Origin of the sequence: Burkholderia sp. LAS2 (assembly GCF_018417615.1) — a bacterium.
Taxonomy (GTDB): Bacteria; Pseudomonadota; Gammaproteobacteria; order Burkholderiales; family Burkholderiaceae; genus Burkholderia; species Burkholderia sola.
Genome location: NZ_CP071052.1, coordinates 17,638 through 43,401 on the forward strand (window position 1 = coordinate 17,638; position 25,764 = coordinate 43,401).

The window sequence follows — 25,764 nt, forward strand, 5'->3', positions numbered from 1 at the left end:
GATCGACCGCTGCTTCCTTATTGACAGCCCGCACCTGTTTGAGCACGGGCAGTGGAAGGAAGTCATTCTAGATCGATTAATTGTCAATTAAATGGCATTAATACTAGGTATAAACCCTTATTACCCTTTTGACCAGCAGCCGAAGCCGCAGGCGCGGCGAAATCTCAGACAAGACGCCACCCTCAGCGGCCCGCCATGCGTTTTTACCTTTTTGCAGCATAGCGCATCATGACGTGGCGCAATATTTGCCAATTCATTATTCCGCTTATTAGAAAACCGGCACCCATTGAAAATGGAGCAATCATTTATGTAATATTTTTTCTCGATTTGTTGTGAAATCGTTTTCTTGATTATTAATGACGAAATCAATAATCGGATGAATGGCCGGTCGCGACAAAAAAGGCCGCTCGAAGCGGCCTCGGTCGATGCGGTCGCGCGCGGGATCAGCCGGCCAGTTCGCGATGCAGCGCGCGGAACTCCTGCGCGAGCTTGTGCGCCGGCTCGAGATGGATCACCGGCGTCGACTGCTGATGCGATTCGCGGATCTTCACCGAGGCGGACAACCGCGACGCGAGCACCGGCAGCCCTTCGTCGACGAGCTCGTCGACCAGCCGTTGCGGCAGGCTCGCGCGCGGCTGGAACTGGTTGATGACGATCCCTTCTACCTCGAGCGCCGCGTTGTGGTCCTGCTGGATTTCCTTCACGTTCTCGAGCAGCGTGTACAGCGCGCGGCGCGAGAAATCGTCGCAGTCGAACGGGATCAGGCAGCGCTCGACCGCGATCAGCGCCGAGCGCGTATAGAAATTCAGCGCGGGCGGCGTGTCGATGTACACGGCGTCGTACATGTCGAGTTCGTTCAGCGCGTCGCGCAGCTTGTAGATCTTGTAGCGCGATTCGAGCTTGCCGTGCAGCGTGTCGAGATCCGGATGCGCGGGCATCACGTCGAGCCCGTCGAACGGGGTCGCGTGAATGAACGACGCGACGTCGACCGGACGGAAGTTGAAGGTCAGCGCGGTTTCGAAGAAGCCGGCGACGCCCGGTTGCGCATCGTCCGCGGCGTCGCCGAGCAGGTAGCGCGTCGAGTTCGCCTGCGCATCGAGATCGATGACGAGCGTGCGCAACCCTTCGCTCGCGCTGATCGCCGCGAGGTTGCAGACGATCGTCGACTTGCCCACGCCGCCCTTCTGGTTGAATACGACCCGCCGCATGGTGCCTCCTCGATCGAAACGTCGAAACGGCCAGCTTAGCCGATCAATAATGGCGACCGCGTGACGCAGGTCGAATTGGACGCGACGAGTACGCGACTTGGACGCGCGATGTGTCAGACGCGCGGCACGGCGCCCGACACGTACCGGTTGCCGGGCACGCTCCACCGCCACGGCAGATCCTGGCCGACGCGAATGCCGATGCGCGGCCCGCCCGCCAGATCGGCGGGCGGCGCCATCCCGTCGTCGACGATCGCGAACCCGTCGCGCGCGCCGACCAGGTCGACGCCATCCTGCGCGCCGCCGATCCCCATCGCCTGCGTCAGCCGGGCCGGCCCGCGGCACAGGTCGCGATCGCGCGTGCGCGGCGGCCGCGCCGCCCGCATCTGGTCGAGCCCGTGCAGCGGCTCCAGCGCACGGATCAGCACGCCCGTTCCCGCACCGTCCGGGCCGCACACGCAGTTGCAGCACCAGTGCATCCCGTACGTGAAATACACGTAGAAGTGCCCGGGCGGCCCGAACATCGTCGCGTTGCGCGGCGTCTTGCCGCGATAGGTGTGCGCGGCCGGATCGAGCGCGCCCGCATACGCTTCCACTTCGACGATGCGGCCGGCCCGGCCGTCCGCGGACGCGAGGATCTTGTTGAGCAATTGCGGCGCCACCTCGGTGGCCATGCGGTTGAAGAATGCGCGCGGGACGATGGCGCCCGGCCATGGCGCCGGCGGCTTACCGCGTCGCATCGTGCCGCTCCGTCATCGCCGCGAGATGAAGCTCGCGATACGCGTCGACCAGATCGTCGAGCCCGAATGCGAGGTTTCTGCCGCTGGGGTTCGGCAGCACCCACACGCGTGCATGCCCGATGCGGGCCGGCTGCAATCCCCACGCGACCTCGCGTTGCCCCGACAGCGCCGAATACGCGGCCTTGCCGAGAAACGCGACGAAGCGCGGCGCATGCTGCGCGACCTTCTGCTCGAACCCGGCGCCCGCGGCCGCGAATTCCGCGCGCGACAGTTGATCGGCGCTCGCGGTCGGCCGCGACACCACGGCCGTCAGCCCGCAGCCGTAACCGAGTATCGCGCGATCGTCCTGCGGCGAAAGTTCCGTCGGCGTGAAGCCCGCGAGATGGATCACGCGCCGGAAGCGGTTGTTTCGCCCCGCGAAGTGATGGCCGGTCGCGGCCGCGAGCAGGCCGGGATTGATCCCGCAGAACAGGACGTCGAGATGGGGTGCGATGAGGTCGGCGAGTGCGTCAGCCACGTTTGATCCGGAGAGCGGCGTGCAGGCACGACGTAAACGAAGCAAGGCCCGAAAACCCGGGCCAAGCGACTGGCTTGACTCGGACGTTCGGGCCCATCGTGATGCGAGGGTGCGACCGGCGATCAGAACGGAATATCGTCGTCCATCTCGTCGAAGCCGCCGCCTGCCGGCGCGCTCGGACGGCTCTGGCCGCCGCCACCCGCACCACCGCGCGCTGCGCCGCCGGCACGGCCACCGCCGCCACCACGCTCTGCCTGCTCGCCGCGACCGCCGCCACCACCACCGTAGCCGCCGCCATAACCGCCTTCGTCACCGCTGCCACCGCCGCCGCCCGAACCGCCGCGGCCGCCGAGCATCTGCATCTGTTCGGCGACGATTTCGGTCGAGTAACGGTCCTGGCCGTCCTGGCCCTGCCACTTGCGCGTACGGATGCGGCCTTCGATATAGACCGACGACCCCTTCTTCAGGTATTCGCTGACGATCTCCGCCAGACGGCCGAAGAACGCGACGCGATGCCACTCGGTCATTTCCTTGAAATCGCCGCTTGCCTTGTCCTTGTAGCGGTCGGTCGTCGCGAGACGGATGTTCGCAACCGCGTCGCCGCTCGGCAGGTAACGGACTTCAGGATCGGCGCCGAGATTGCCGACGAGGATGACCTTGTTGACGGATGCCATGTGTTTCTCCAGTAAATTCGATGCCGGGCCGCCCGCGCGTATCGCCGGAACGGCCCGCCGGACAGGCCGGCGCGCGGCCGATGCCTGCCCGAAACAAGATTCAGGCCTTGCGCGGCGGCGCTTTCATGCTGGCCGCGATTATAAGCCACGCGGCAACGAGCCCCGAGCACGTATAAAACACCGTGTTCGCGCCGCCGTGCTTCAGCAGCCAGCCGCCCACGATGCCGCCGAGCGCGAGCCCGATCGACTGCGTGGTGTTGTAGACACCCGTGGCCGCGCCCTTGCGCGAACCCGGCGCGAGCTTCGACACGAGCGACGGCTGCGACGCTTCCAGGATGTTGAACCCGAGGAAGTACACGAACAGGATCGCCGCCACAATCAGAATGGTATGCGGTGCGCTGCCGAGCAACAATTGGCCGATCAGGATAGCCAGAATGCCGCCGAGCAGCACCGGCTTCATCTTGCCCCGTTTTTCCGCGACGATGATCGCCGGCACCATCATCACGAACGCGAGCCCCATCACCGGCAGGTAGACCTTCCAGTGCGCGGCGACCGGCAGCCCGCCGTCCACCAGGAGGCGCGGCACGACGAGGAACAGCGCCGTCTGCGTCGCATGCAGCACCAGCACGCCGAAGTTCAGGCGCAGCAGCTCGACGTTGTGCAGCACCTCGGCGAACGGCGCGGGCACGTGCACGGGCTTCGCCGCGTCGGGCACGATCCACAGCACGACGCCGATCGCGAGGATCGACAGCACGCCGACGATCGCGAACAGCCCGCTCATCCCGACCCAGTGGAACACGATCGGCGCGCCGACGATCGCGACCGCGAACGACACGCCGATCGAGCCGCCGACCATCGCCATCGCCTTCGTGCGGTTCTGCTCGGAGGTCAGGTCGGCGATGAACGCGAGCACCGCCGACGACACGGCGCCCATCCCCTGGATCACGCGGCCGACGATGATCCACGTGATGTCGTGCGCGAACGCGGCGACGAAGCTGCCGAGCGCGAAGATCACGAGGCCGGTGGCGATCACCGGCTTGCGGCCGAACTTGTCGGACGCCCAGCCGTAGAAGATATAGAACAGCGACTGCGTGACGCCGTAGGCCCCGAGCGCGATCCCGACGAGCAGCACGTTGTCGCCGCCCGGGATGGTTTTCGCGTAGACCGAGAACACCGGCATGATCATGAACAGGCCGAGCATGCGCAACGCGAAGATCGCCGCGAGCGACGTGGTCGCGCGCAGTTCGGGCGCAGTCATGCGGGAAGACGTGGCAGACGGATTGGACATCGGGAATGAATTTCGAATGATCGGAATGTCCGCCCGGCGGCGGGCGGCGGAAGATCAGGACCGGCGGCCTGGCGGCCTTTCGGACGACACGTCGGGGCCGGATGCAGGCGGCCTGCGGGCCGCGCGGAACGTGCGGCGCGACCGCTTTTCCCGGCGCAGGTGTCGCCTTGCTGCCACCTGCTGTAAAGGCTGGGGGCCGTAAACGACGGTCTCGAAAAGCCGTTATAGTAGCAGGTTTGGTTCCCTCCATTTTCGCCAGGTTCATGGAACAGATCCGTATCCGTGGGGCACGCACCCACAACCTGAAAAACGTCAATCTCGACCTGCCGCGCCACAAGCTGGTCGTGATTACCGGGTTGTCCGGGTCGGGCAAGTCGTCGCTCGCGTTCGACACCCTTTATGCCGAGGGCCAGCGCCGCTACGTGGAAAGCCTGTCCGCGTACGCCCGCCAGTTCCTGCAGCTGATGGAGAAGCCCGACGTCGACCTGATCGAGGGGCTGTCGCCGGCGATCTCGATCGAGCAGAAGGCAACGTCCCACAACCCGCGTTCGACCGTCGGCACGGTCACGGAAATCCACGACTACCTGCGACTTTTGTACGCACGGGTCGGCACGCCGTACTGCCCCGACCACGACATCCCGCTCGAGGCGCAGAGCGTGTCGCAGATGGTCGACGCGGCGCTCGCGCTGCCCGAGGAAACCAAGCTGATGATCCTCGCGCCCGTCGTCGCGAACCGCAAGGGCGAGCACGCCGAGCTGTTCGAGGAGATGCAGGCGCAGGGCTTCGTGCGCTTTCGCGTGCGCTCGGGCGGCGGCGCCGCGAACGAAGGCGTCGCGAAGATCTACGAGGTCGAGTCGCTGCCGAAGCTGAAGAAGAACGACAAGCACACGATCGACGTCGTCGTCGATCGCCTGAAGGTGCGTCCGGACATGAAGCAGCGGCTCGCCGAATCGTTCGAGACGGCGCTGCGCCTCGCCGACGGCCGCGCGATCGCGCTCGAGATGGATACCGACCGCGAACACCTGTTCAGCTCGAAGTTTGCGTGCCCGATCTGCTCGTACTCGCTGCAGGAGCTCGAGCCGCGGCTGTTCTCGTTCAACAACCCGATGGGCGCGTGCCCGGAATGCGACGGCCTCGGCCAGATCACGTTCTTCGACCCGAAGCGGGTCGTCGCGCACCCGTCGCTGTCGCTGGCCGCCGGCGCGGTGAAGGGCTGGGACCGCCGCAACCAGTTCTATTTCCAGATGCTGCAGAGCCTCGCGGCGTTCTACGAATTCGACATCGACGCCGCGTTCGAGGATCTGCCCGAAAAGATCCGCAAGGTGCTGCTGTTCGGCTCGGGCAAGCAGACGATCCCGTTCTCGTACATCAACGAGCGCGGCCGCACGACGATCCGCGAGCACGTGTTCGAAGGGATCATCCCGAACCTCGAACGCCGCTATCGCGAGACCGATTCGGTCGCGGTGCGCGAAGAGCTGTCGAAGTACCAGAACAACCAGCCGTGCCCGTCGTGCGACGGCACGCGCCTGCGCCGCGAGGCGCGCCACGTGCGGATCGGCACCGGCGACCATGCCCGCGGCATCTATGAAATCAGCGGCTGGCCGCTGCGCGACGCGCTCGGCTATTTCGACGGGCTGACGCTCGACGGCGCGAAGCGCGAGATCGCCGACAAGGTGATCAAGGAAATCGTCGCGCGCCTGACCTTCCTGAACAACGTCGGCCTCGACTACCTGTCGCTCGAGCGCAGCGCCGAGACCTTGTCGGGCGGCGAGGCGCAGCGCATCCGGCTCGCGTCGCAGATCGGCTCGGGCCTCACCGGCGTGATGTACGTGCTCGACGAGCCGTCGATCGGCCTGCACCAGCGCGACAACGACCGTCTGATCGCGACGCTCAAGCATCTGCGCGACCTCGGCAACTCGGTAATCGTCGTCGAGCACGACGAGGACATGATCCGCACGGCCGACTACGTCGTCGACATGGGCCCGGGCGCGGGCGAGCACGGCGGCGTCGTGGTGGCCGAAGGCACGCCGAAGCAGGTGCAGTCGAACCCGCAGTCGCTGACCGGCCAGTACCTCGTCGGCAAGCGCGTGATCGAGTATCCGGACGAGCGCATGTCGCCCGACCCCGAGCGGATGCTGCGCATCGTCGACGCGCACGGCAACAACCTGAAGCACGTCGATCTCGAGCTGCCGGTCGGCCTCTTGACCTGCATCACCGGCGTGTCGGGCTCCGGCAAGTCGACGCTGATCAACGACACGCTGTATCACGCAGTCGCGCGCCACCTGTACGGCTCGTCGGCCGAGCCGGCGGCGCACGAGGCGATCGAGGGCCTCGAGCACTTCGACAAGGTGATCAACGTCGACCAGTCGCCGATCGGCCGCACGCCGCGCTCGAACCCGGCCACGTACACGGGCCTGTTCACGCCGATCCGCGAGCTGTTCTCGGGCGTGCCGACGTCGAAGGAGCGCGGCTACGATCCGGGCCGCTTCTCGTTCAACGTGAAGGGCGGCCGCTGCGAATCGTGCCAGGGCGACGGCGTGCTGAAGGTCGAGATGCACTTTTTGCCGGACGTGTACGTGCCGTGCGACGTGTGCCACGGCAAGCGCTACAACCGCGAAACGCTCGAAGTGCAGTACAAGGGCAAGAACATCAGCGAAGTGCTCGACATGACGGTCGAGCACGCGTACGCGTTCTTCAGCGCGGTGCCGGTCATCGCGCGCAAGCTGAAGACGCTGCTCGACGTCGGCCTCGGCTACATCCGCCTCGGCCAGTCGGCCACGACGCTGTCGGGCGGCGAGGCGCAGCGCGTGAAGCTGTCGCTGGAGCTGTCGAAGCGCGACACCGGCCGCACGCTGTACATCCTCGACGAGCCGACCACCGGCCTGCACTTCCACGACATCGCACTGCTGCTCGAAGTGATCCACCGGCTGCGCGACCAGGGCAACACGGTCGTGATCATCGAGCACAACCTCGACGTGATCAAGACGGCCGACTGGGTGATCGACCTCGGCCCCGAAGGCGGCGCCGGCGGCGGCCAGATCATCGCGCAGGGCACGCCCGAGCAGGTCGCGAAGACCAAGGCGAGCTTCACCGGCAAGTACCTCGCGCCGCTGCTCAAGCGTCCGACCCGCAAAGTCGCGGCCGGCTGACGCCGTTCCGCCCTTCCCGCGCGCGTCGAGGGCGGCCGCGCCCCCTCGTTTTCCCTTCTGCGTTTACACCACGCGCCAAACCGCCCGTTTGCGGCCCATAATGGCAGCTATACTTTACGGCCGTAAGGTTCGCCATCCGCACCAATCCGGTGCGGCGCCGGGCGACCCGCGCTCTGCCGCGTGCTCCGCGGCACGACACAGGGACAACAGGAATCCACGATGGAGAAGCAACAAGAGTCGCGCGACACGCAGAACCGCGAGCCGCACCTGCGCAGCGTGCGGCTGACGAGCGACTTGAGCCTGCCGAAGCTGTCGGCGCTCGAGATCGGCAGCTATCTCTTCGCGCTCGTCATGATGTGGCTCGTCCTCGAGCTCAAGCTGCTCGGCGGGATGCTGGCCGGCCTGCTCGTCTATCAGCTGATCCACACGATCGCACCCGTGATCGAGCGCCATACCACCAGCATGCGCGCGCGCTGGGTCGCGGTCGTGCTGCTGTCGATCGCGATCGTCGGCGCGCTCACCGGCCTGACGCTCGCGATCATCGAGCATTTCGAGCACACGGTGCCGAACCTGCAGAGCCTGCTCGGCCAGCTGATGCAGATCGTCGAGCAGACCCGCGCACGCACGCCGGCCTGGATCGCCAATCTGCTGCCCGTCGACGTCGAGCAGATGAAGACGAAGGCGGCCGTGCTGATGCACTCGCACATGGACCAGCTCCAGCAAAGCGGCAAGAGCGTCGCGCGCGGCTTCGGCCACGTGCTGTTCGGGATGATCATCGGCGCGATGATCGCGATCGGCGTCGAGCAGGGCAAGGTGCGCCGGCCGCTGTCCACCGCGCTCGTCACGCGCGTGTCGCGCTTCGCCGACGCGTTCCGCCGCATCGTGTTCGCGCAGATCAAGATCTCGGCGATCAACGCGGCATTCACCGGCATCTACCTGCTCGTCGCGCTGCCGATCTTCCATCAGCGGCTGCCGCTGTCGAAAACCCTCGTGCTCGTCACGTTCATCGTCGGCCTGCTGCCCGTGATCGGCAACCTGATCTCGAACACGCTGATCGTCGCGGTGTCGCTGTCGGTCAGCATGGGCACCGCGATCGCGTCGCTCGCGTTCCTCGTGGTCATCCACAAGCTCGAATACTTCCTGAACGCGAAGATCATCGGCGGCCAGATCGAGTCGCGCGCATGGGAGCTGCTGCTCGCGATGCTGATCATGGAAGCCGCGTTCGGGCTGCCGGGCGTGGTCGCCGCGCCGATCTTCTATGCGTACCTGAAACGCGAGCTGTACCTGCTGCGGCTGATCTGAAGCCGCCCGCTCGCGCACGGCAAACAAAAACGCCGCGCCCCGTGAAGGGCGCGGCGTTTTCGCTTGCGCAGCCGGCCTTTCGCGGCCGACGGATCAGCGGAACACGACCGTCTTCGTCCCGTTCAGCACGATCCGGTGCTCCACGTGCCACTTCACCGCCCGCGCGAGCGTCACGCACTCGACGTCGCGGCCGATCGCGGTCAACTGGTCGGGCGTCATGCTGTGGTCGACGCGCTCGACTTCCTGCTCGATGATCGGGCCTTCGTCGAGATCGGTCGTCACGTAGTGCGCGGTCGCGCCGATCAGCTTCACGCCGCGGTCGAACGCCTGGTAGTAAGGCTTCGCGCCCTTGAAGCTCGGCAGGAACGAATGGTGGATGTTGATCGCGCGCCCGGCGAGCTGCGCGCACATGTTCGGCGACAGGATCTGCATGTAGCGCGCGAGCACGACCAGATCGGCCTGGTGCTCGTCGATCACTTCCAGCACGCGCGCTTCCTGCGCGGCCTTCGCGGCATCGGACGAACCGCCGATCAGCGGGAAGTGATGGAACGGAATGTTGTAGCTCGCCGCGAGCTGGTAGAACTCCTTGTGATTCGACACGATCGCCGGAATCTCGATCGGCAACTGGCCGGTGCGATAGCGGAACAGCAGGTCGTTCAGGCAGTGGCCGATCTTCGACACCATGATCACGACGCGCGGCTTCACGGCCGCATCGTGCAGCTCCCAGCGCATCGAGAACTGTTCGGCGAGCGGCGCGAATTCCTTGCGAAGCGTGTCGAGCGCCGACGCGGCATCCTCGCCGCCGCCGTCCTGCTCGAAGTGCACGCGCATGAAGAACTCGCTGGTGCGGCTGTCGCCGAACTGCGCGGAATCGAGGATGTTGTTGCTGCGCTCGAACAGGAAGCCCGAGACCGCATGGACGATGCCGTGCCGGTCGGGGCACGACAGTTTCAAGATAAAGCTGTGATCGGTCGGCATGACCGCTACTCCCATTGTTTCCGTATTCGTCAAATTGCCCGCTTGCGCCGCCCGGCTGCGCGCGCAGCGCGCGTCACGCGCCCGGCACGAACAGCGCGTCGATGCCGGCCGCGTCGGCCGCCGCAATCCAGCGGTGGCGCAGCAGCGTGTCGAGCGTCGCGAGGCTCGCATCCATCGTCGCGCGGCCTTCGCGCAGCCACGCGATCACTTCGGGCACGCCGGCCAGCAGGTGCTCGGCCACTTCGCCGTCCTGGTTGCGCGGCGCGAAGTCGTGCGGCAGCGGCAGGTCGTACACGAAGATCAGTTCCGACTGCGTGCCTTCCGGCAGCGAGTTCAGCACCTGCACCGCACGGCCCGCGATCGCGCGCGCCGCCAGGTCGGCCGGAATCCCGGCTTCTTCCCAGCATTCCTTCGCGAGCGTCTCGTGAACGCCGAGCCCCCAGCCGATCCCGCCGGCGACGACGTTGTCGAGCATGCCGGGGTCGGTCGCCTTGGTCTCGCTGCGACGGCCGAGCCACATCTTCGGCGCGGCCGCCGCAGGCGGCTCGCCCGGCGTAACCGCATATTCTACGATGCCGTTCACGTGCACCGCATAGGTCTGCGTGCCGAAGAAGCGCGACGCGGCGCGCTCGATGTACGCGAGCGGCGGATCGTCGAAGCGGTTGCGGATCGCGTAGATCTCGTCGCGCCAGCCGGGAATCGCGCCTTCGGCGGCGAGCGCGCCGATCGCGCTGGCCAGCGCCATGCTGCGCGCGTCGACCGAATCGTAGCGCGCCGACAGCACGACCCGCTCGGCGGTCAGCTCGAACACGTCGGGCCAGCGCGCGAGCTTCGCGACGTCCTGGCGGCGCACCCAGCCGACCGCCTGGCCGGCGATCTCGAAACGCAGGTGCGCGGCCGGATCGAAGCGGCGCGCGGCCGCGATGCACGGAAACGTCATCGCGCTCAGTCCTTCAGCGCGACGCGGATGCCGATCGCGATGAACGTCGCGCCGGCGATCCGGTCGAGCCACACGCCGGCCTTCGGGCGGCGCTTCAGCCACGCGCCGATCATGCCCGCGCCGACGCCGAACAGCGAGAAAACGGCGGCCGTCTGCAGCATGAACAGCGCGCCGAGCTCGAACATCTGCAGCGTCACGCTTTGCGCGCCGTGCGGATCGACGAACTGCGGCAGGAACACGACGAAGAACAGCGTGACCTTCGGGTTCATCAGGTTGCCGATCACGCTCTGCCGGAAGATCGTGGCGAGCGGCTGCGGCGGGCGCGCATGCGCGTTCGCGAGGCCCTGGCTGCGCAGCGCCTTGATGCCGATCCACACGAGGTACGCGGCGCCCGCGAGCTTCAGGATCTGGAACGCGACCGGCGACGAACGCAGCACGGCCGCGACGCCGAGCGCCGCGAGCGTCGTGTGGAACAGGATCCCGGCCGTGAAGCCGAGCGCGGCGACGAAGCCGGCCGCGCGGCCCTGCGAGATGCCGCGTGCGAGCACCTGCAGGTTGTCGGGACCCGGCGCGAACGTGATCGCGACCGACGTGGCGAGAAACAGCATGAAGTTGGGCATCGTGACCTCGCTGCGGAAGGTGAACCAAGCGTGAACCGGGGCAAGCCGGCGCGGCTGGCCCCGGGAGCGGACCGGCGTTCAGCGGCCGGCGAATTCGGTAACGGTATAGACCGGCAGTCCGGCGTCGCGCAGCAGCGTCGAGCCGCCGAGATCGGGCAGGTCGATGATCGCCGCGCCTTCGACGACCACCGCGCCGAGCCGCTGCAGCAGGTTGCGCCCCGCCATCATCGTGCCGCCGGTCGCGATCAGGTCGTCCATGATGATCACGCGGTCGCCGGGCTTGCACGCATCTACGTGGATCTCGACCGTCGCGCTGCCGTATTCGAGGTCGTACGATTCCGAGCGCGTCTTGTACGGCAGCTTGCCGACCTTGCGGATCGGCACGAAGCCGACGCTCAGCTCGTACGCGACGATCGGCGCGATGATGAAGCCGCGCGCGTCGAGGCCCGCGACGTAGTCGAGCTTCGCGTCGACATAGCGTTCGACGAACAGGTCGACCAGGATGCGCAGCGCCTTCGGGCTCTGCAGCAGCGTCGTGATGTCGCGGAACTGCACGCCCAGCTGCGGCCAGTCGGGCACCGTGCGGATCTGGCTGTGGATGAAGGCGACCGGATCGAGCGGTGCGCCCGACGACGAATGCGGCATGAAACTCTCCGAAAAAAACGGTGCGCGAAGATCGGGCACCGTTTCTGATCAATACGGGTCAGGTTGTGAATCGCGGCTCATGCGGCCGCGGCCGGCGGATCGCGCCGATGGCGCGACAACCGCTCCTCCGCGAGCGCGAGTGCCTCGGGCAGCCCGCGCAGCACCACGATGTCGCTCGCGCGCAGCTTGGTCTGCGGATCGGGTTCGACGCCGCGGATGCCGTGCCGGCGGATCGCCGTGACTTCCAGCCCGAGCGCGTACAGCCCGAGTTCTTCCAGCGAACGCCCGACTGCGTCCGCACGCGCATCGACCGGCACCGATTGTAGCCGCACCTGCTCGTGGTCGTCGTCGTCCGCATCGTCCGCGCCGCGGAAATAGCCGCGCAGCAGGCTGTAGCGCTCGTCGCGCATCTCCTCGACGCGCCGCACGACCTTGCGCATCGGCACGCCGACCAGCACCAGCGTGTGCGACGCGAGCATCAGGCTGCCCTCGACGATTTCCGGAATCACCTCGGTCGCGCCGGCCGCGAGCAGCTTCTCGAGATCGGCGTCGTCGACGGTGCGCACGATCGCCGGCAGCGTCGGCTCCAGCTCGTGCACGTGATGCAGCACGCGCAGCGCGGACGGCGTATTCGCGTAGGTGATCGCGACGGCCGCCGCCCGATGGATACCGGCCGCGAGCAGCGATTCACGGCGCGCGGCGTCGCCAAACACGACCGATTCGCCGGCCGTCGCGGCCGCGCTCACGCGATCGGGGTCGAGGTCGAGCGCGACGTACGAAATACCTTCCTGCTCGAGCATGCGCGCGAGGTTCTGCCCGGCACGACCGTAGCCGCAGATGATCACGTGGCCGCGCTGCTTCAGGCTTTGCGTCGCGATCCGCGTCATCTGCAGCGACTGCTGCATCCATTCGGTCGACGACAGCCGCATCACGATGCGGTCGGCGTTCTGAATCAGGAACGGCGCGGCGAGCATCGACAGCAGCATCGATGCGAGGATCGCCTGCAGCAGCGTCGAATCGACGAGATGCCGGTCGAGGATCAGGTTCAGCAGCACGAAGCCGAATTCGCCGGCCTGCGCGAGGCCGATCCCCGTGCGCATCGCGACGCCCGGCGTCGCGCCGAACAGCCGCGCGAGCCCGGCGATCATCGTCGCCTTGAACAGGATCTGCCCGACGAAGAAGCCGAGCACGATCAACGGATGCTCCCAGATCACGCGCGGATCGAGCAGCATCCCCGTCGTCACGAAGAACAGGCCGAGCAGCACGTCGCGGAACGGCTTGATGTCCTCCTCCACCTGATGGCGGAACGGCGTCTCGGAAATGAGCATCCCCGCGATGAACGCGCCGAGCGCGAGCGACAGGCCGAACTTGTCGGTGATGAACGCGGCGCCCAGCGTGACGAGCAGCAGGTTCAGCACGAACAGCTCCTGCGAGCGGCGCCGCGCGACGACGTTGAGCCAGCGCGTCATGAAGCGCTGGCCGATGACGAGCAGCAGCGCGAGCGCGATCACGATCTTGACCGCCGCGACGCCGAGCGTGAGCGCGAGGTCCTTCGACGATTCGGCGCCGAACGCGGCGATCACGATCAGCAGCGGCACGACCGCGAGATCCTGGAACAGCAGCACGCCGAAGATGTTGCGGCCGTGCTCGGTCTCGATCTCGAGCCGCTCGGCAAGCATCTTCGACACGATCGCCGTCGACGACATCGCGAGCGCGCCGCCGAGCGCGATGCTGCCCTGCCATGTGAGATGCTCCCAGCGCTCGAACAGCGCGCCGAGCGCGAGCGCGAGTACCAGCGTCGCGACGACCTGCAGCAGCCCGAGCCCGAACACGAGCCGCTGCATCGACCTCAGCTTCGCCAGCGAGAATTCGAGGCCGATCGAGAACATCAGGAACACCACGCCGAATTCCGCGAGGTGCTCGGCCCGTTCGAGATCCGCCGTGATGCCAAGCGCGTGCGGGCCGACCAGGATGCCGACGGTCAGGTAGCCGAGCATCGGCGGCAGGTTCAACGAGCGGAATACGACGACGCCCACCACCGAGGCCAGCAGCAGCAGCAGGGTCATTTCGAGCGGGGAAATCACGGGCGAAGCGTCCTCGTTCGTCGGGGCCACGGCAATGCGGGCGCGGGGTGGTGGCGGTGGACAGGCTGCTTCGGACGAGTCCGAAGGCGCGGCGCGGCGAACAAACGCCTTTGCTATACTCCGCGCATGATAGCGAAAATCAATGATGATCGGGCGCTCGCGCTCGCCCGCGACGTGCTCGACATCGAGGCGGACGCCGTGCGCGCGCTGCGCGACCAGCTCGACGGCGGCTTCGTCGAGGCCGTGGCGCTGCTGCTCGGCTGCCGCGGCCGCGTCGTGGTCTCCGGGATCGGCAAATCGGGGCATATCGCCCGCAAGATCGCAGCCACGCTGGCCAGCACCGGTACGCCGGCCTTCTTTGTCCACCCTGCCGAGGCCAGCCACGGCGACCTCGGAATGGTCACCTCCGACGACGTCTTCATCGGCATCTCCTATTCCGGCGAATCGGAAGAACTCGTCGCGATCCTGCCGCTCGTGAAGCGGATCGGCGCGAAGCTGATCGCGATCACGGGCCGCGCGGGGTCGAGCCTCGGCACGCTCGCCGACGTGCACCTGAACGCCGCGGTGTCGAAGGAAGCGTGCCCGCTGAACCTCGCGCCCACCGCGAGCACGACCGCCGCGCTCGCGCTCGGCGACGCACTCGCCGTCGCCGTGCTCGACGCGCGCGGCTTCGGTTCGGAAGATTTCGCGCGCTCGCATCCGGGCGGCGCGCTCGGCCGGCGCCTGCTCACCTACGTACGCGACGTGATGCGCTCGGGCGACGACGTCCCGTCCGTCGGGCTCGATGCGACGCTGTCGGACGCGCTGTTCCAGATCACCGCGAAGCGCCTAGGCATGACGGCCGTGGTCGACGCCGACGGCAAGGTCGCCGGCATCTTCACCGACGGCGACCTGCGCCGCGTGCTCGCCCGCGACGGCGACTTCCGCACGCTGCCGATCACCGAAGTGATGACGCGCAACCCGCGCACGATCGCGCCGGATCATCTGGCCGTCGAGGCCGTGGAACTGATGGAGCGCCACCGGATCAACCAGATGCTGGTCGTCGATGCCGACGGCGCGCTGATCGGCGCGCTGAACATGCACGACCTGTTTTCGAAGAAGGTGATCTGATGAGCGCAGCGCTGACTGCGGCCGAACGCGCGAGCCGCGTGAAGCTGATGATTTTCGACGTCGACGGCGTGCTGACCGACGGCGGCCTGCTGTTTACCGCGGCCGGCGACGCGATGAAGTCGTTCAATTCGCTCGACGGCCACGGCGTGAAGCTGCTCGGCGAAGCCGGCATCGCGACCGCGATCATCACGGGCCGCCGCTCGGAGATCGTCGCGGCGCGCGCGAAGGAAATGAAGATCGCGCACCTGTTCCAGGGCGTCGAGAACAAGCTCGCCGTGTTCGCCGACCTGATCGCGTCGCTCGGCCTGACGGCCGACGCATGCGGCTACATGGGCGACGACTGGCCCGACCTGCCGGTGCTGCTGCGCTGCGGCTTCGCGACGGCCCCCGCGAACGCGCACCCCGAGGTGATCGCCCGCGCGCACTGGGTCGCCGAGGCCCGCGGCGGCCACGGCGCCGTGCGCGAGGTCTGCGATGCGATCCTGCGCGCGCAGCGCCGCTATGACGCGCTGCTCGCCGCCGCCTGCGGAGCCTGACCGATGAGCACGCATTTCCGCTGGACCCAGATGCTGCCGCTCGCCGCGGTCGCTGCGCTCGCGGGCGTCACCTGGTGGCTGCTGCAGGCCACGCTGCCGCCGCCCGGCGAGGGCGTCGCGCAGCCGAAACGCCACACGCCCGACTATTTCGCGGACAACTTCTCGGTCACCGAGCTCGACCAGACCGGCACGACCCAGTACCGGCTGACGGCCGCGAAGCTGGTTCATTACGAAGACACGGAAGGCAGCGACCTGACCGATCCGGCCATGCGCGCGTTCCAGCCCGGCAAGCCGGTCGTGACGACCACCGCGAAGCGCGGCACCGTCAACGGCGACGTGTCGATCGTCGATTTGTACGACGATGCACGCATCCTGCGCGCGGCCGGCGGCGGCGATCCGCAGATGCAGGCCGATTCGCAGCATTTCCGGATCTTCGTCAATGACGATGTGATCCAGACCGAAAAGCCGGTTAAACTTCAGCGCGGCCTGTCGCTCGTCAACGCGACCGACGGCATGAAGTACAACAACGTCACCCGGGTCATCGAGCTTTACGGCAACGTGCGCGGCACGATTGCCGCGGCGGACACGTCCGGCGGCTCGAAAGGTCAACCCAAGTGACGCATCCCTCACGTGACTGCATGAACGAACCGTTCCCTCGACTGATTTCCGGCGGCGCTGCGCGCGCCGTCCGCGCCGCGCTCGCCGCGACGCTCGTGGCGCTCCCGCTCGTCGGGCTGGCGCCGCTCGCCCATGCCGAGAAGGCCGACCAGAACAAGCCGATCAACGTCGAGGCCGACAACCTGACCTACGACGACCTGAAGCAGGTCACGGTCGCGACCGGCAACGTCGTGATCACGAAGGGCACGATCATCATCAAGGGCGATCGCGTCGAAGTGCGCCAGGACCCGGAAGGCTATCAGTACGCGACGTCGTTCGGCAGCGGCAAGAAGCACGCGACGTTCCGCCAGAAGCGCGAAGGCCTCGACGAATACATCGACGGCGACGCCGAGCGCATCGACTACGACGGCAAGCAGGACCTGACCACGCTGACCACCGCCGCGACCGTGCGCCGCCTGCAGGGCACGTCGACGGTCGCCGACACCGTGCACGGCAGCGTGATCACGTACGACGGCCAGCGCGACTTCTACACCGCGAAGGGCGGCAAGGACGTCGCGGCGCCGGGCAACCCGAACGGCCGCGTGCGCGCGATGCTGTCGCCGAAGAACGGCGGCCCCGCGCCGCTGAACGGCGCGCCGGCCAAGCTGTCGCCGTCGACCACGATCCAGGGAGCACCGGGCCAATGAACGCGCTTCCGAACCGCCAGCCGGCCGGCACGACGAGTTCGCTCGTCGTCCGCAACCTGAAGAAGCGCTATGGCTCGCGCACGGTCGTCAAGGACGTGTCGCTCGACGTGAAGAGCGGCGAAGTCGTCGGCCTGCTCGGCCCGAACGGCGCCGGCAAGACCACGTCGTTCTACATGATCGTCGGCCTCGTGCCGACGGACGCGGGCGAGATCTCGCTGAACGGCAGCTCGATCGGCCTGCTGCCGATCCACAAGCGCGCATCGCTCGGCCTGTCGTACCTGCCGCAGGAAGCGTCCGTGTTCCGCAAGCTGACCGTCGAGGAAAACATCCGCGCGGTGCTCGAGCTGCAGTACGGCGAGGACGGCAAGCGCCTGTCGAAGGACGCGATTTCGTCGCGCACCGAAGCGCTGCTCGACGAGCTGCAGATCGGCCACCTGCGCGAAAACCCCGCGCTGTCGCTGTCGGGCGGCGAACGGCGCCGCGTCGAAATCGCACGCGCGCTCGCGACCAACCCGAACTTCATCCTGCTCGACGAACCGTTCGCCGGCGTCGACCCGATCGCGGTGCTCGAGATCCAGAAGATCGTCAAGTTCCTGAAGCAGCGCAACATCGGCGTGCTGATCACGGACCACAACGTCCGCGAAACGCTCGGCATCTGCGACCACGCGTACATCATCAGCGACGGGTCGGTGCTGGCCGCCGGCGCGCCGAGCGAAATCATCGAAAACGAAAGCGTGCGCCGCGTGTACCTCGGCGAACACTTCCGCATGTAACGTCCTCCTCGTGGCTGGCTGCACCCCGCCCGGCATCGCCGCGCGGGGCTGCGCCCCGCTTTGCAACCACGCCCGCGGCCCTGCCCGCGGCCGGGCGGCGCGCCGCGCGTAATCGCGGATGGCTCAATGCGCCTGGGTCGTGGCAAACTGCCGGTATGACTCCCTCCTTGCCATGAAAGCCAGCCTTCAACTCCGCCTGTCGCAACATCTTGCGCTGACGCCTCAGCTGCAGCAGTCGATCCGGCTCCTGCAGTTGTCGACGCTCGAATTGCAGCAGGAAGTCGCGATGGCCGTCGCGCAGAATCCGCTGCTCGAGAACGACGACGAATGGATCGCCAGCCCGCTGCGCGTCGCGGCGGACGGATCGCTGATCGCGCAGACGCCGCCCGCACAGAACACCGAGCCGGCCGCGACGAACGGCAGCAGCACGTCCAGCGACCGCGCCGAGCGCGACGAGCCGGCCGGCGCCGACGAATACGACGGTTACGGGTCCGGCGACGGCAACGACGGCCCGCAGTGGAACCTCGACGAATACGGCCGCTCGAGCGGCGCGTCCGACGACGACGACCTGCCGCCGCTGCAGGTGCAGGAAGCCGCGACGTCGCTGCGCGACCACCTCGCCGCGCAATTGCGCGTCACGCAAGCCGGCCCGCGCGATCGCGCGCTCGTGATGTTCCTGATCGAATCGCTCGACGACGACGGCTACCTGACCGCCACGCTCGACGAAGTGCTCGCCGACCTGCCGCCCGAACTGGAAATCGACTGCGACGAACTGAACGCGGCGCTCGCGCTGCTGCACAGCTTCGACCCGGCCGGCGTCGGCGCGCGCTCGGCGTCCGAATGCCTGAAGCTGCAGCTGCTGCGCCTCGATCCGTCCCCCACGCGCACGCTCGCGCTCGAGATCGTGTCGCAGCATCTCGAACTGCTCGCCGCACGCGACTTCACCCGGTTGCGCAAGCACCTGAAGGCGAGCGACGATGCGCTGCGCGACGCGCACGCGCTGATCCGCTCGCTGGAGCCGTTCCCCGGCGCCGCGTACGGCAAGGCCGAGGCCGACTACGTCGTGCCCGACATCATCGTGAAGAAGGCCGGCCAGGGCTGGCTCGCGGAGCTCAATCCGGAGGTCGTGCCGCGCCTGCGGATCAACAACCTGTACGCGAACATCCTGCGCAACAGCCGCGGCGATCCGTCGGCCGGATCGCTGAAACAGCAGCTCCAGGAAGCGCGCTGGCTGATCAAGAATATCCAGCAGCGATTCGACACGATCCTGCGTGTCGCGCAGGCTATTGTCGAGCGTCAAAAGAACTTCTTTGCGCACGGTGAAATTGCCATGCGCCCCTTGGTTTTGCGGGAAATAGCTGATACGCTGGGCCTACACGAGTCGACTGTCAGCCGTGTGACAACCGGGAAGTACATGCTGACCCCGTTCGGGACGCTTGAATTTAAGTACTTCTTCGGATCTCACGTCTCGACCGACACCGGTGGCGCCGCGTCGTCGACCGCCATCCGAGCCCTCATCAAGCAACTGATAGGAGCTGAAGACCCAAAATCGCCACTTTCGGACAGCCGCATTGCCGAGCTGCTGGCAGAACAGGGTTTCGTGGTCGCGCGCCGCACGGTTGCGAAATATCGCGAAGCCCTCAAGATCCCGGCAGTGAATCTGCGCAAGTCTCTTTAAGCCTGCTGCCTGCCCGGCGGCAGGCGTGTCCCGACCACCGCGCACACGGGGAACAGGCCGGGCGACCTGTCCGCGATACGCCGCCTTCGTGCGGCACGGGCAAGTCGACCGGAGCGCCGCCTCGATGCGGCCGGGTGGTCACTCGCTTGGAGAAGCACTATGAACCTGAAGATCAGTGGACATCATCTCGAAGTCACGCCTGCCATTCGCGAATACGTGATCACCAAGCTGGACCGGGTGCTACGGCATAGCGATCAGGTGATCGATGGCACTGTGATCCTCTCGGTCGACAACCACAAGGAAAAGGACAAGCAGCAGCGCGCGGAAATCAACCTGCACCTGAAGGGCAAGGACATCTTCGTCGAAAGCACGAACGGCAACCTGTATGCCGCGATCGATCTGTTGATCGACAAGCTGGATCGCCAGGTCGTCAAGCACATGGAGCGCCTGCAAACGCATGCGCACGATCCGATCAAGCTGCAGCCGTCGATCGACCAGATCGAACTGCCGCCGCAATAACCGTCACCGCAACACGCACGCCGCCCGGTTCGCCGGGCGTTTTTTTTGCCACGCCGAGCACCGGTGCAACCGGTCCGTCCGTGCTGCGCCACGCACGCGGCTGTGCTCTATAATGTTCCGGTTATCGCCGGGGGGTGTTGGATGCGGTAGCGGCGTTGCAGGTTGCCATGCCACATGCCTTGATATCGCCGAACATGGAAAATCAGTCCGCCGCCGCAAGGAGACCCCAGGCCGCCCAATCGCCTGCCAACATGAATCGCCTAGCCAAAATCCTGCCCATAGAGAACGTCGTCATCGACCTCTCGGTCACCAGCAAGAAACGCGTCTTCGAACAAGCCGGGCTGATGTTCGAGAATCAGAACGGCATCGGTCGCAGCACCGTCACGGACAACCTGTTCGCGCGCGAGCGCCTCGGTTCGACCGGGCTCGGCGAAGGTGTCGCGATTCCGCACGGCCGCATCAAGGGCCTCAAGCATCCGCTCGCCGCGTTCGTCCGCCTCGCCGATGCGATCCCGTTCGAAGCGCCCGACGGCCAGCCTGTCGGCCTCCTGATCTTCCTGCTCGTCCCCGAGCAAGCCACCCAGCAGCACCTCGAGATCCTGTCGGAAATCGCGCAACTGCTGTCCGATCGCGACGCGCGCGAGCGTCTGCACAACGAAACGGATATCGCCGAGTTGCATCGCCTGCTCACTCAGTGGCAACCTTGAGTTGTTCCGGGCGGAATATTTCCCCGTACGAGGCGGCACGCGCCGCCGTCCAGGGCCGCCCGGCGCCGGCCCGGCATGGCGACGTCCGTCGCCGCGCGCCCGCACCGGCCCATTGGAGTGACGAGAGTCATGGATACGTCCAGCATCAACGCCCAGAGCATCTTCGACGACAACGCAGCGACGCTGAAACTGAGCTGGCTGACGGGGCATGAAGGCTGGGAACGCGGCTTTTCGGCCGACACGGTCGGCAACGCAACGTCCAGCGCCGACCTCGTCGGCCACCTGAACCTGATCCACCCGAACCGGATCCAGGTGCTCGGCGAAGCCGAAATCGACTACTACCAGCGCCAGACCGACGAAGACCGCTCGCGCCACATGGCCGAGCTGATCGCACTCGAACCGCCGTTCCTCGTCGTCGCCGGCGGCGCCGCGGCGCCGCCCGAACTGGTGCTGCGCTGCACGCGCTCGTCCACGCCGCTGTTCACGACGCCGATGTCGGCCGCCGCGGTGATCGACAGCCTGCGGCTCTACATGTCGCGCATCCTCGCGCCGCGCGCGACGCTGCACGGCGTGTTCCTCGACATCCTCGGGATGGGCGTGCTGCTGACCGGCGATTCGGGTCTCGGCAAGAGCGAGCTCGGCCTCGAGCTGATCAGCCGCGGCCATGGCCTCGTCGCCGACGACGCGGTCGATTTCGTCCGTCTTGGCCCCGATTTCGTCGAAGGGCGCTGCCCGCCGCTGCTGCAGAACCTGCTCGAAGTGCGCGGCCTCGGCCTGCTCGACATCAAGACGATCTTCGGCGAAACCGCGGTACGGCGGAAAATGAAGCTGAAGCTGATCGTCCAGCTGGTGCGGCGCCCCGACGGCGAATTCCAGCGCCTGCCGCTCGAAAGCCAGACCGTCGACGTGCTCGGCTTGCCGATCAGCAAGGTCACGATCCAGGTGGCGGCCGGCCGCAACCTCGCGGTGCTCGTCGAGGCGGCCGTCCGGAACACGATCCTGCAGTTGCGCGGAATCGACACGTTGCGCGATTTCATGGATCGGCAACGACTCGCGATGCAGGACCCCGACAGTCAGTTCCCCGGCAAACTGGTGTAACCCGCACGCGCCGGCCGCGCAACGCCGACGCGTCGAGCCGGTGCTATGATGAAACGTCAGGATTCTCTGTTCCCATGCGCATCGTCCTCATCACCGGCATCTCCGGCTCAGGCAAGTCCGTCGCGCTGAACGCGCTCGAAGACGCAGGCTATTACTGCGTCGACAACCTGCCGCCGCACGTGCTCCCCGAACTCGCCCGCTACCTCGCGCAGGACGGCCAGCGCCGGCTCGCGGTCGCGATCGACGCGCGCTCGAGCGCGTCGCTCGACGAAATGCCCGGCCTGATCCGCGAGCTGTCCCGCGAGCACGACGTGCGCGTGCTGTTCCTCAACGCGAGCACCCAGGCGCTGATCCAGCGCTTCTCCGAAACGCGCCGCCGCCATCCGCTGTCCGGCTCGCGGTCGCACGATGCGGACGTCGGCCTGCTGTCGTCGCTCGAGGAAGCGATCGAGCGCGAGCGCGAGCTCGTCGCGCCGCTCGCCGAATTCGGCCATCAGATCGACACCAGCACGCTGCGCGCGAACGCGCTGCGCACCTGGGTCAAGCGCTTCATCGAGCAGAAGAACAACGACCTGATGGTGATGTTCGAATCGTTCGGCTTCAAGCGCGGCGTGCCGCTCGACGCCGACCTGATGTTCGACGTGCGCGCGCTGCCGAACCCGTACTACGACCACGAGCTGCGCCCGCTCACCGGGCTCGACCAGCCGGTCATCGCCTTTCTCGACGCACTGCCGATCGTCCACCAGATGATCGACGACATCCATGCGTTCCTGATGAAATGGCTGCCGCACTTCCGCGACGACAACCGCAGCTATCTGACCGTCGCCATCGGCTGCACGGGCGGCCAGCATCGCTCGGTGTTCATCGCGGAAACGCTCGCCGCGCGCCTCGCGCGCGACGCGAACGTGATCGTGCGGCATCGTGACGCGCCAGTGGATGTCGACGCGTCGTCGCGGCTCGTCTCCGAGGTCGACCGACCCTAGCGACACCCGCCCCCACGCCCGCGCGCCATGTCCTCCCTATCGACCACCCTGATCGACCTGCCGCTGTTTCCGCTGCACACGGTGCTGTTTCCCGGAGGGCTGCTCCCGCTCAAGGTGTTCGAGGCGCGCTATCTCGACATGTCGCGCGCCTGCCTGCGCGACGACGCACCGTTCGGCGTGTGCCTGCTCAAGAGCGGGCCCGAAGTCGCGCAGGATGGCGCGGTGTCGGTGCCCGAGACCATCGGCTGCATGGCCCGCATCACCGAGTGCGATACCGGCGAATTCGGGATGCTGTATCTGCAGGCGGTCGGCACGCAGCGTTTCGAGCTGCTGTCGTATCGCGTCGAAGGCAACGGGCTGCTGGTCGGCATCGCGGAGCCGCTGCCCGACGACATCCCGCTCGAAGGCGAACAGGCGCTCGCGCAGTTCGGCTCGTGCGCCGAGGTGCTCGAGCGCATCATCGACGCGCTGAAGAAATCCGATCCGCAGAAAATGCCGTTCGGCGAACCGTTCCGCCTCGACGATCCGAGCTGGGTAGCGAATCGCCTCGCGGAACTGCTGCCGCTCGACCTGCGCGCGCGGCAGAAGCTGATGGAGTTTCCGGACGTCGGCGCGCGCATCGACGCCGTGCACCACGTGCTCGACCGGCACGGCTGGCTGTAGCGACCGCTCGCGCATCGCGCGTCGCGCCCACCCGAAGGGCTTTCCTGCGTGCGACAACGCCGCGCCTTCCCGAACGCGGCCCGCGCCGCGCCCTTCCCCGTTCGTTACAGCAGCGGCCCGCTCAGCGCATCGAGCAGCTTGCGCACGGGCGCCGGCACGCCGTACGCGTCGAGCCGGCTCAGCGGCACCCACGCTGTGTCCGCGTCCCGCGCCTGCGACGGCAGGCCGCCGCCGTCCGCCAGATCGCTCAGCCGCGGCTCGATCTCGAGCCGGAAATGCGTGAACGTATGCGTGAGCGGCGCGAGCGGCACCGTGCCGCCGCCGCCGAAGCCGCGCGCGAGATCCGCGAGCGCGGCATCGCCGTCCGCTTGCGGCAGGCTCCACAGGCCGCCCCAGATGCCGGTCGGCGGCCGTCGCTCGAGCAGCACGGCGTCGCCGTCGCGCAGCACGAGCATCCACGTCTTGCGCGTCGGCACGGCCTTCTTCGGCCGCGCGGCCGGCAGTTCGCGCTGGCGGCCGGTCGATTGCGCGACGCAGTCGCCCGCGAACGGGCAGCGCGCGCAGTCGGGCTTGCCGCGCACGCACAGCGTCGCGCCCAGATCCATCAGCCCCTGCGTGTACGCGCTCACGTCGGCCGCGTTCGCGGCATCGGGCAGCAGCGATTCGGCGAGCGCCCACATGTCGTTCTCGACCCGCTTCTCGCCCGGAAAGCCCTCGACGCCGAATACCCGCGCGAGCACGCGCTTCACGTTGCCGTCGAGGATCGTCGCGCGCGCGCCGTACGCAAACGACGCGATCGCGGCAGCCGTCGAGCGGCCGATGCCGGGCAGTTCGGCCAGCGCGTCGGGCGTCGCCGGAAACGCGCCGCCGTGCTCGGCGACGACGACCTGCGCGCAGCGGTGCAGGTTGCGCGCGCGCGAATAGTAGCCGAGCCCCGCCCACAGCGCCATCACGTCGTCGGTCGGCGCGGCCGCGAGCGCGGCGACGTCGGGGTAGCGGTCGAGAAAACGCGTGTAATACGGGATGACGGTCGACACCTGCGTCTGCTGCAGCATGATTTCCGACAGCCAGATCCGGTACGGATCGCGGGTGTTCTGCCAAGGCAGGTCATGGCGGCCATGCTCGCGCTGCCACGCGACGAGACGCGTGGCGAACGTGCGGTGCAGCGGCGTGACGGGGAACGGAGCGGGGGCGATGCGGGGCGGCTTCAAGTTGTCTGATCGTGGAAAAGGGTTTCAACGCTGGCACGTCGGGCAGAAATAGGTCGACCGCTGGCCCTGCACGATCTGGCGGATCGATGTGCCGCAGACGCGGCACGGCTGGCCGGCGCGATCGTAGACGAAGCAGTCGAGCTGGAAGTAGCCGCTTTCGCCGTTGCTGCCGACGAAATCGCGCAACGTGCTGCCGCCGCGCTCGATCGCGTCGGCGAGCGTCGCGCGCACCGCATCGGCCAGCCGCTCGTAGCGCGGCAGCGACACCTTGCCGGCGGCCGTCGTCGGCCGGATGCCGGCGCGAAACAGGCTCTCCGACGCATAGATGTTGCCGACGCCGACGACCATGTCGCCCGCGAGCAGCGCCTGCTTGACCGACACCGTGCGGCCGCGCGTGCGCGCATGCAGCAGCGCGCCGGTGAACGCCGGCGAGAACGGCTCGACGCCGAGGCTCGCGAGCAGCGGATGCGCATGCACGTCGCCGGCTTCGCGCGGGTGCCACAGCACGGCGCCGAAGCGGCGCGGATCGCGGAACCGCAGCACGAATTCGTCGAAGATCCAGTCGATGTGATCGTGCTTCGCGGCGACCGGCACGCCGGCCGCGGGCAGCACGCGCAGCGTGCCGGTCATCCCGAGATGGACGATGAACCAGCCGGCATCGACTTCGAACAGCAGGTACTTGCCGCGGCGCTCGACGGCGAGCACCTCGCGCGCGCGCAACTGCTCGGCGAGCCCCGCCGGCACGGGCCAGCGCAGCATCGCGGTACGGACGTCGACACGCTCGACGCGGCGGCCCGCGACAAAGGGCTCGATGCCCCGGCGCGTGACTTCGACTTCTGGCAACTCTGGCATGTTTTGCGGGTCTGAGGCTACGGTCTGCTTACATGGGGAACGCGCATGCGCCGCCGCGAGAACGGCCGTTCTCGCGGCGACCCCGAATTAAACACGGGAATGCCCGAAATCGCCGGCCTGGCAGCACGCGAGGCGGGCGATTTCGGGCATTCGCATGGGGATTCCGCAGGTAAGCGGACCCTATCACG

25 protein-coding genes are annotated in these 25,764 nt (G+C 67.3%); 13 read left to right on the plus strand and 12 right to left on the minus strand.

What is annotated here, in order from left to right; genetic code table 11:
• Positions 1–443: 443 nt before the first annotated feature.
• The 5 genes from JYG37_RS00095 to JYG37_RS00115 all read right to left on the minus strand — a co-directional run bounded on the left by JYG37_RS00095 (position 444) and on the right by JYG37_RS00115 (position 4,424).
• Positions 444–1,208 carry a ParA family protein gene (locus JYG37_RS00095; RefSeq protein WP_050014907.1) on the minus strand — a complete coding sequence of 255 codons (765 nt, stop codon included), beginning with the start codon at positions 1,206–1,208 and terminating at the stop codon, positions 444–446.
• 113 nt (positions 1,209–1,321) lie between these two features.
• On the minus strand, positions 1,322–1,945 hold the full coding sequence (locus JYG37_RS00100; RefSeq protein WP_050014905.1) for a DNA-3-methyladenine glycosylase: 624 nt from the start codon (positions 1,943–1,945) through the stop codon (positions 1,322–1,324).
• The gene (gene mug / locus JYG37_RS00105; protein ID WP_089488822.1) at positions 1,932–2,462 is read right to left on the minus strand and encodes a G/U mismatch-specific DNA glycosylase; all 531 of its coding nucleotides are present in this window, start codon (positions 2,460–2,462) and stop codon (positions 1,932–1,934) included. The genes JYG37_RS00100 and mug overlap by 14 nt, the downstream gene beginning before the upstream one ends.
• Positions 2,463–2,584: 122 nt before the next feature.
• The gene (locus JYG37_RS00110) at positions 2,585–3,136 is read right to left on the minus strand and encodes a single-stranded DNA-binding protein (protein ID WP_050014902.1); all 552 of its coding nucleotides are present in this window, start codon (positions 3,134–3,136) and stop codon (positions 2,585–2,587) included.
• A gap of 100 nt (positions 3,137–3,236) precedes the next feature.
• Positions 3,237–4,424 (minus strand): MFS transporter, encoded by a 1,188-nt coding sequence (locus JYG37_RS00115; protein ID WP_021162585.1) that lies wholly within the window; start codon positions 4,422–4,424, stop codon positions 3,237–3,239.
• Positions 4,425–4,687: 263 nt separating this feature from the next.
• Here JYG37_RS00115 and uvrA point away from each other — a divergent pair, with 263 nt between their 5' ends.
• Complete coding sequence (uvrA, locus tag JYG37_RS00120) at positions 4,688–7,573, plus strand: excinuclease ABC subunit UvrA (RefSeq protein WP_124593407.1); 2,886 nt, start codon at positions 4,688–4,690, stop codon at positions 7,571–7,573.
• 219 nt (positions 7,574–7,792) lie between these two features.
• Positions 7,793–8,875, plus strand: a complete 1,083-nt coding sequence (locus JYG37_RS00125; RefSeq protein WP_050014898.1) for an AI-2E family transporter — start codon at positions 7,793–7,795, stop codon at positions 8,873–8,875.
• Between the two features lie 93 nt (positions 8,876–8,968).
• On the opposite strand, the gene purU is transcribed toward JYG37_RS00125, so the two are convergent.
• The 5 genes from purU to JYG37_RS00150 all read right to left on the minus strand — a co-directional run bounded on the left by purU (position 8,969) and on the right by JYG37_RS00150 (position 14,142).
• Positions 8,969–9,853 carry a formyltetrahydrofolate deformylase gene (purU, locus tag JYG37_RS00130; protein WP_050014896.1) on the minus strand — a complete coding sequence of 295 codons (885 nt, stop codon included), beginning with the start codon at positions 9,851–9,853 and terminating at the stop codon, positions 8,969–8,971.
• 73 nt (positions 9,854–9,926) lie between these two features.
• Positions 9,927–10,793, minus strand: a complete 867-nt coding sequence (locus JYG37_RS00135) for an NUDIX hydrolase (RefSeq protein ID WP_124593408.1) — start codon at positions 10,791–10,793, stop codon at positions 9,927–9,929.
• A gap of 5 nt (positions 10,794–10,798) precedes the next feature.
• A complete protein-coding gene (locus tag JYG37_RS00140; protein WP_050014892.1) occupies positions 10,799–11,413 on the minus strand; it encodes a LysE family translocator in 615 nt (204 codons plus the stop codon).
• A gap of 78 nt (positions 11,414–11,491) precedes the next feature.
• A complete protein-coding gene (locus JYG37_RS00145) occupies positions 11,492–12,058 on the minus strand; it encodes an adenine phosphoribosyltransferase (RefSeq protein ID WP_213345789.1) in 567 nt (188 codons plus the stop codon).
• 77 nt (positions 12,059–12,135) lie between these two features.
• Positions 12,136–14,142 carry a monovalent cation:proton antiporter family protein gene (locus JYG37_RS00150; RefSeq protein WP_050014889.1) on the minus strand — a complete coding sequence of 669 codons (2,007 nt, stop codon included), beginning with the start codon at positions 14,140–14,142 and terminating at the stop codon, positions 12,136–12,138.
• A gap of 126 nt (positions 14,143–14,268) precedes the next feature.
• Here JYG37_RS00150 and kdsD point away from each other — a divergent pair, with 126 nt between their 5' ends.
• The 11 genes from kdsD to JYG37_RS00205 all read left to right on the plus strand — a co-directional run bounded on the left by kdsD (position 14,269) and on the right by JYG37_RS00205 (position 23,513).
• Entirely contained in the window at positions 14,269–15,252 is a 984-nt protein-coding gene (gene kdsD / locus JYG37_RS00155; protein ID WP_089488829.1) for an arabinose 5-phosphate isomerase KdsD, read from the plus strand.
• On the plus strand, positions 15,252–15,788 hold the full coding sequence (locus JYG37_RS00160) for a KdsC family phosphatase (protein WP_050014885.1): 537 nt from the start codon (positions 15,252–15,254) through the stop codon (positions 15,786–15,788). The genes kdsD and JYG37_RS00160 overlap by 1 nt, the downstream gene beginning before the upstream one ends.
• 3 nt (positions 15,789–15,791) lie before the next feature.
• Positions 15,792–16,406, plus strand: coding sequence for an LPS export ABC transporter periplasmic protein LptC (lptC, locus tag JYG37_RS00165; protein ID WP_012329238.1), 615 nt, complete (start codon positions 15,792–15,794; stop codon positions 16,404–16,406).
• Positions 16,407–16,426: 20 nt separating this feature from the next.
• Entirely contained in the window at positions 16,427–17,092 is a 666-nt protein-coding gene (gene lptA, locus JYG37_RS00170) for a lipopolysaccharide transport periplasmic protein LptA (protein WP_050014883.1), read from the plus strand.
• Positions 17,089–17,865 carry an LPS export ABC transporter ATP-binding protein gene (gene lptB, locus JYG37_RS00175; RefSeq protein ID WP_050014881.1) on the plus strand — a complete coding sequence of 259 codons (777 nt, stop codon included), beginning with the start codon at positions 17,089–17,091 and terminating at the stop codon, positions 17,863–17,865. Before lptA ends, lptB begins: the two co-directional genes overlap by 4 nt.
• Before the next feature lie 172 nt (positions 17,866–18,037).
• Complete coding sequence (locus JYG37_RS00180; protein WP_089488830.1) at positions 18,038–19,543, plus strand: RNA polymerase factor sigma-54; 1,506 nt, start codon at positions 18,038–18,040, stop codon at positions 19,541–19,543.
• Between the two features lie 159 nt (positions 19,544–19,702).
• A complete protein-coding gene (gene hpf / locus JYG37_RS00185) occupies positions 19,703–20,062 on the plus strand; it encodes a ribosome hibernation-promoting factor, HPF/YfiA family (RefSeq protein ID WP_124630909.1) in 360 nt (119 codons plus the stop codon).
• A gap of 194 nt (positions 20,063–20,256) precedes the next feature.
• Positions 20,257–20,769, plus strand: a complete 513-nt coding sequence (locus tag JYG37_RS00190; protein WP_027806888.1) for a PTS sugar transporter subunit IIA — start codon at positions 20,257–20,259, stop codon at positions 20,767–20,769.
• Between the two features lie 129 nt (positions 20,770–20,898).
• A complete protein-coding gene (hprK, locus tag JYG37_RS00195) occupies positions 20,899–21,867 on the plus strand; it encodes an HPr(Ser) kinase/phosphatase (protein WP_006483133.1) in 969 nt (322 codons plus the stop codon).
• 74 nt (positions 21,868–21,941) lie between these two features.
• Positions 21,942–22,850 (plus strand): RNase adapter RapZ, encoded by a 909-nt coding sequence (rapZ, locus tag JYG37_RS00200; RefSeq protein WP_050014875.1) that lies wholly within the window; start codon positions 21,942–21,944, stop codon positions 22,848–22,850.
• 27 nt (positions 22,851–22,877) lie between these two features.
• Complete coding sequence (locus JYG37_RS00205; RefSeq protein ID WP_050014873.1) at positions 22,878–23,513, plus strand: LON peptidase substrate-binding domain-containing protein; 636 nt, start codon at positions 22,878–22,880, stop codon at positions 23,511–23,513.
• 104 nt (positions 23,514–23,617) lie between these two features.
• Here JYG37_RS00205 and mutY read toward each other — a convergent pair whose 3' ends face one another.
• Both mutY and mutM read right to left on the minus strand, forming a co-directional pair.
• The gene (gene mutY, locus JYG37_RS00210; protein ID WP_050014871.1) at positions 23,618–24,724 is read right to left on the minus strand and encodes an A/G-specific adenine glycosylase; all 1,107 of its coding nucleotides are present in this window, start codon (positions 24,722–24,724) and stop codon (positions 23,618–23,620) included.
• 24 nt (positions 24,725–24,748) lie between these two features.
• Complete coding sequence (gene mutM, locus JYG37_RS00215) at positions 24,749–25,576, minus strand: bifunctional DNA-formamidopyrimidine glycosylase/DNA-(apurinic or apyrimidinic site) lyase (RefSeq protein ID WP_050014869.1); 828 nt, start codon at positions 25,574–25,576, stop codon at positions 24,749–24,751.
• Between the last annotated feature and the right edge of the window lie 188 nt (positions 25,577–25,764).

Bases quoted from the DNA above. Each gene is read 5' to 3' on its own strand.
- lptB (WP_050014881.1), top strand. From the start codon at position 17,089: ATGAACGCGCTTCCGAACCGCCAGCCGGCCGGCACGACGAGTTCGCTC.
- JYG37_RS00100 (WP_050014905.1), bottom strand. From the start codon at position 1,945: ATGCGACGCGGTAAGCCGCCGGCGCCATGGCCGGGCGCCATCGTCCCG.
- hpf (WP_124630909.1), top strand. From the start codon at position 19,703: ATGAACCTGAAGATCAGTGGACATCATCTCGAAGTCACGCCTGCCATT.
- lptA (WP_050014883.1), top strand. From the start codon at position 16,427: ATGAACGAACCGTTCCCTCGACTGATTTCCGGCGGCGCTGCGCGCGCC.
- JYG37_RS00205 (WP_050014873.1), top strand. From the start codon at position 22,878: ATGTCCTCCCTATCGACCACCCTGATCGACCTGCCGCTGTTTCCGCTG.
- JYG37_RS00125 (WP_050014898.1), top strand. From the start codon at position 7,793: ATGGAGAAGCAACAAGAGTCGCGCGACACGCAGAACCGCGAGCCGCAC.
- JYG37_RS00140 (WP_050014892.1), bottom strand. From the start codon at position 11,413: ATGCCCAACTTCATGCTGTTTCTCGCCACGTCGGTCGCGATCACGTTC.
- JYG37_RS00180 (WP_089488830.1), top strand. From the start codon at position 18,038: ATGAAAGCCAGCCTTCAACTCCGCCTGTCGCAACATCTTGCGCTGACG.
- lptC (WP_012329238.1), top strand. From the start codon at position 15,792: ATGAGCACGCATTTCCGCTGGACCCAGATGCTGCCGCTCGCCGCGGTC.
- kdsD (WP_089488829.1), top strand. From the start codon at position 14,269: ATGATAGCGAAAATCAATGATGATCGGGCGCTCGCGCTCGCCCGCGAC.
- purU (WP_050014896.1), bottom strand. From the start codon at position 9,853: ATGCCGACCGATCACAGCTTTATCTTGAAACTGTCGTGCCCCGACCGG.
- JYG37_RS00190 (WP_027806888.1), top strand. From the start codon at position 20,257: ATGGAAAATCAGTCCGCCGCCGCAAGGAGACCCCAGGCCGCCCAATCG.
- JYG37_RS00095 (WP_050014907.1), bottom strand. From the start codon at position 1,208: ATGCGGCGGGTCGTATTCAACCAGAAGGGCGGCGTGGGCAAGTCGACG.
- JYG37_RS00115 (WP_021162585.1), bottom strand. From the start codon at position 4,424: ATGTCCAATCCGTCTGCCACGTCTTCCCGCATGACTGCGCCCGAACTG.
- JYG37_RS00160 (WP_050014885.1), top strand. From the start codon at position 15,252: ATGAGCGCAGCGCTGACTGCGGCCGAACGCGCGAGCCGCGTGAAGCTG.
- JYG37_RS00135 (WP_124593408.1), bottom strand. From the start codon at position 10,793: ATGACGTTTCCGTGCATCGCGGCCGCGCGCCGCTTCGATCCGGCCGCG.
- JYG37_RS00145 (WP_213345789.1), bottom strand. From the start codon at position 12,058: ATGCCGCATTCGTCGTCGGGCGCACCGCTCGATCCGGTCGCCTTCATC.
- hprK (WP_006483133.1), top strand. From the start codon at position 20,899: ATGGATACGTCCAGCATCAACGCCCAGAGCATCTTCGACGACAACGCA.
- rapZ (WP_050014875.1), top strand. From the start codon at position 21,942: ATGCGCATCGTCCTCATCACCGGCATCTCCGGCTCAGGCAAGTCCGTC.
- mutM (WP_050014869.1), bottom strand. From the start codon at position 25,576: ATGCCAGAGTTGCCAGAAGTCGAAGTCACGCGCCGGGGCATCGAGCCC.
- JYG37_RS00110 (WP_050014902.1), bottom strand. From the start codon at position 3,136: ATGGCATCCGTCAACAAGGTCATCCTCGTCGGCAATCTCGGCGCCGAT.
- uvrA (WP_124593407.1), top strand. From the start codon at position 4,688: ATGGAACAGATCCGTATCCGTGGGGCACGCACCCACAACCTGAAAAAC.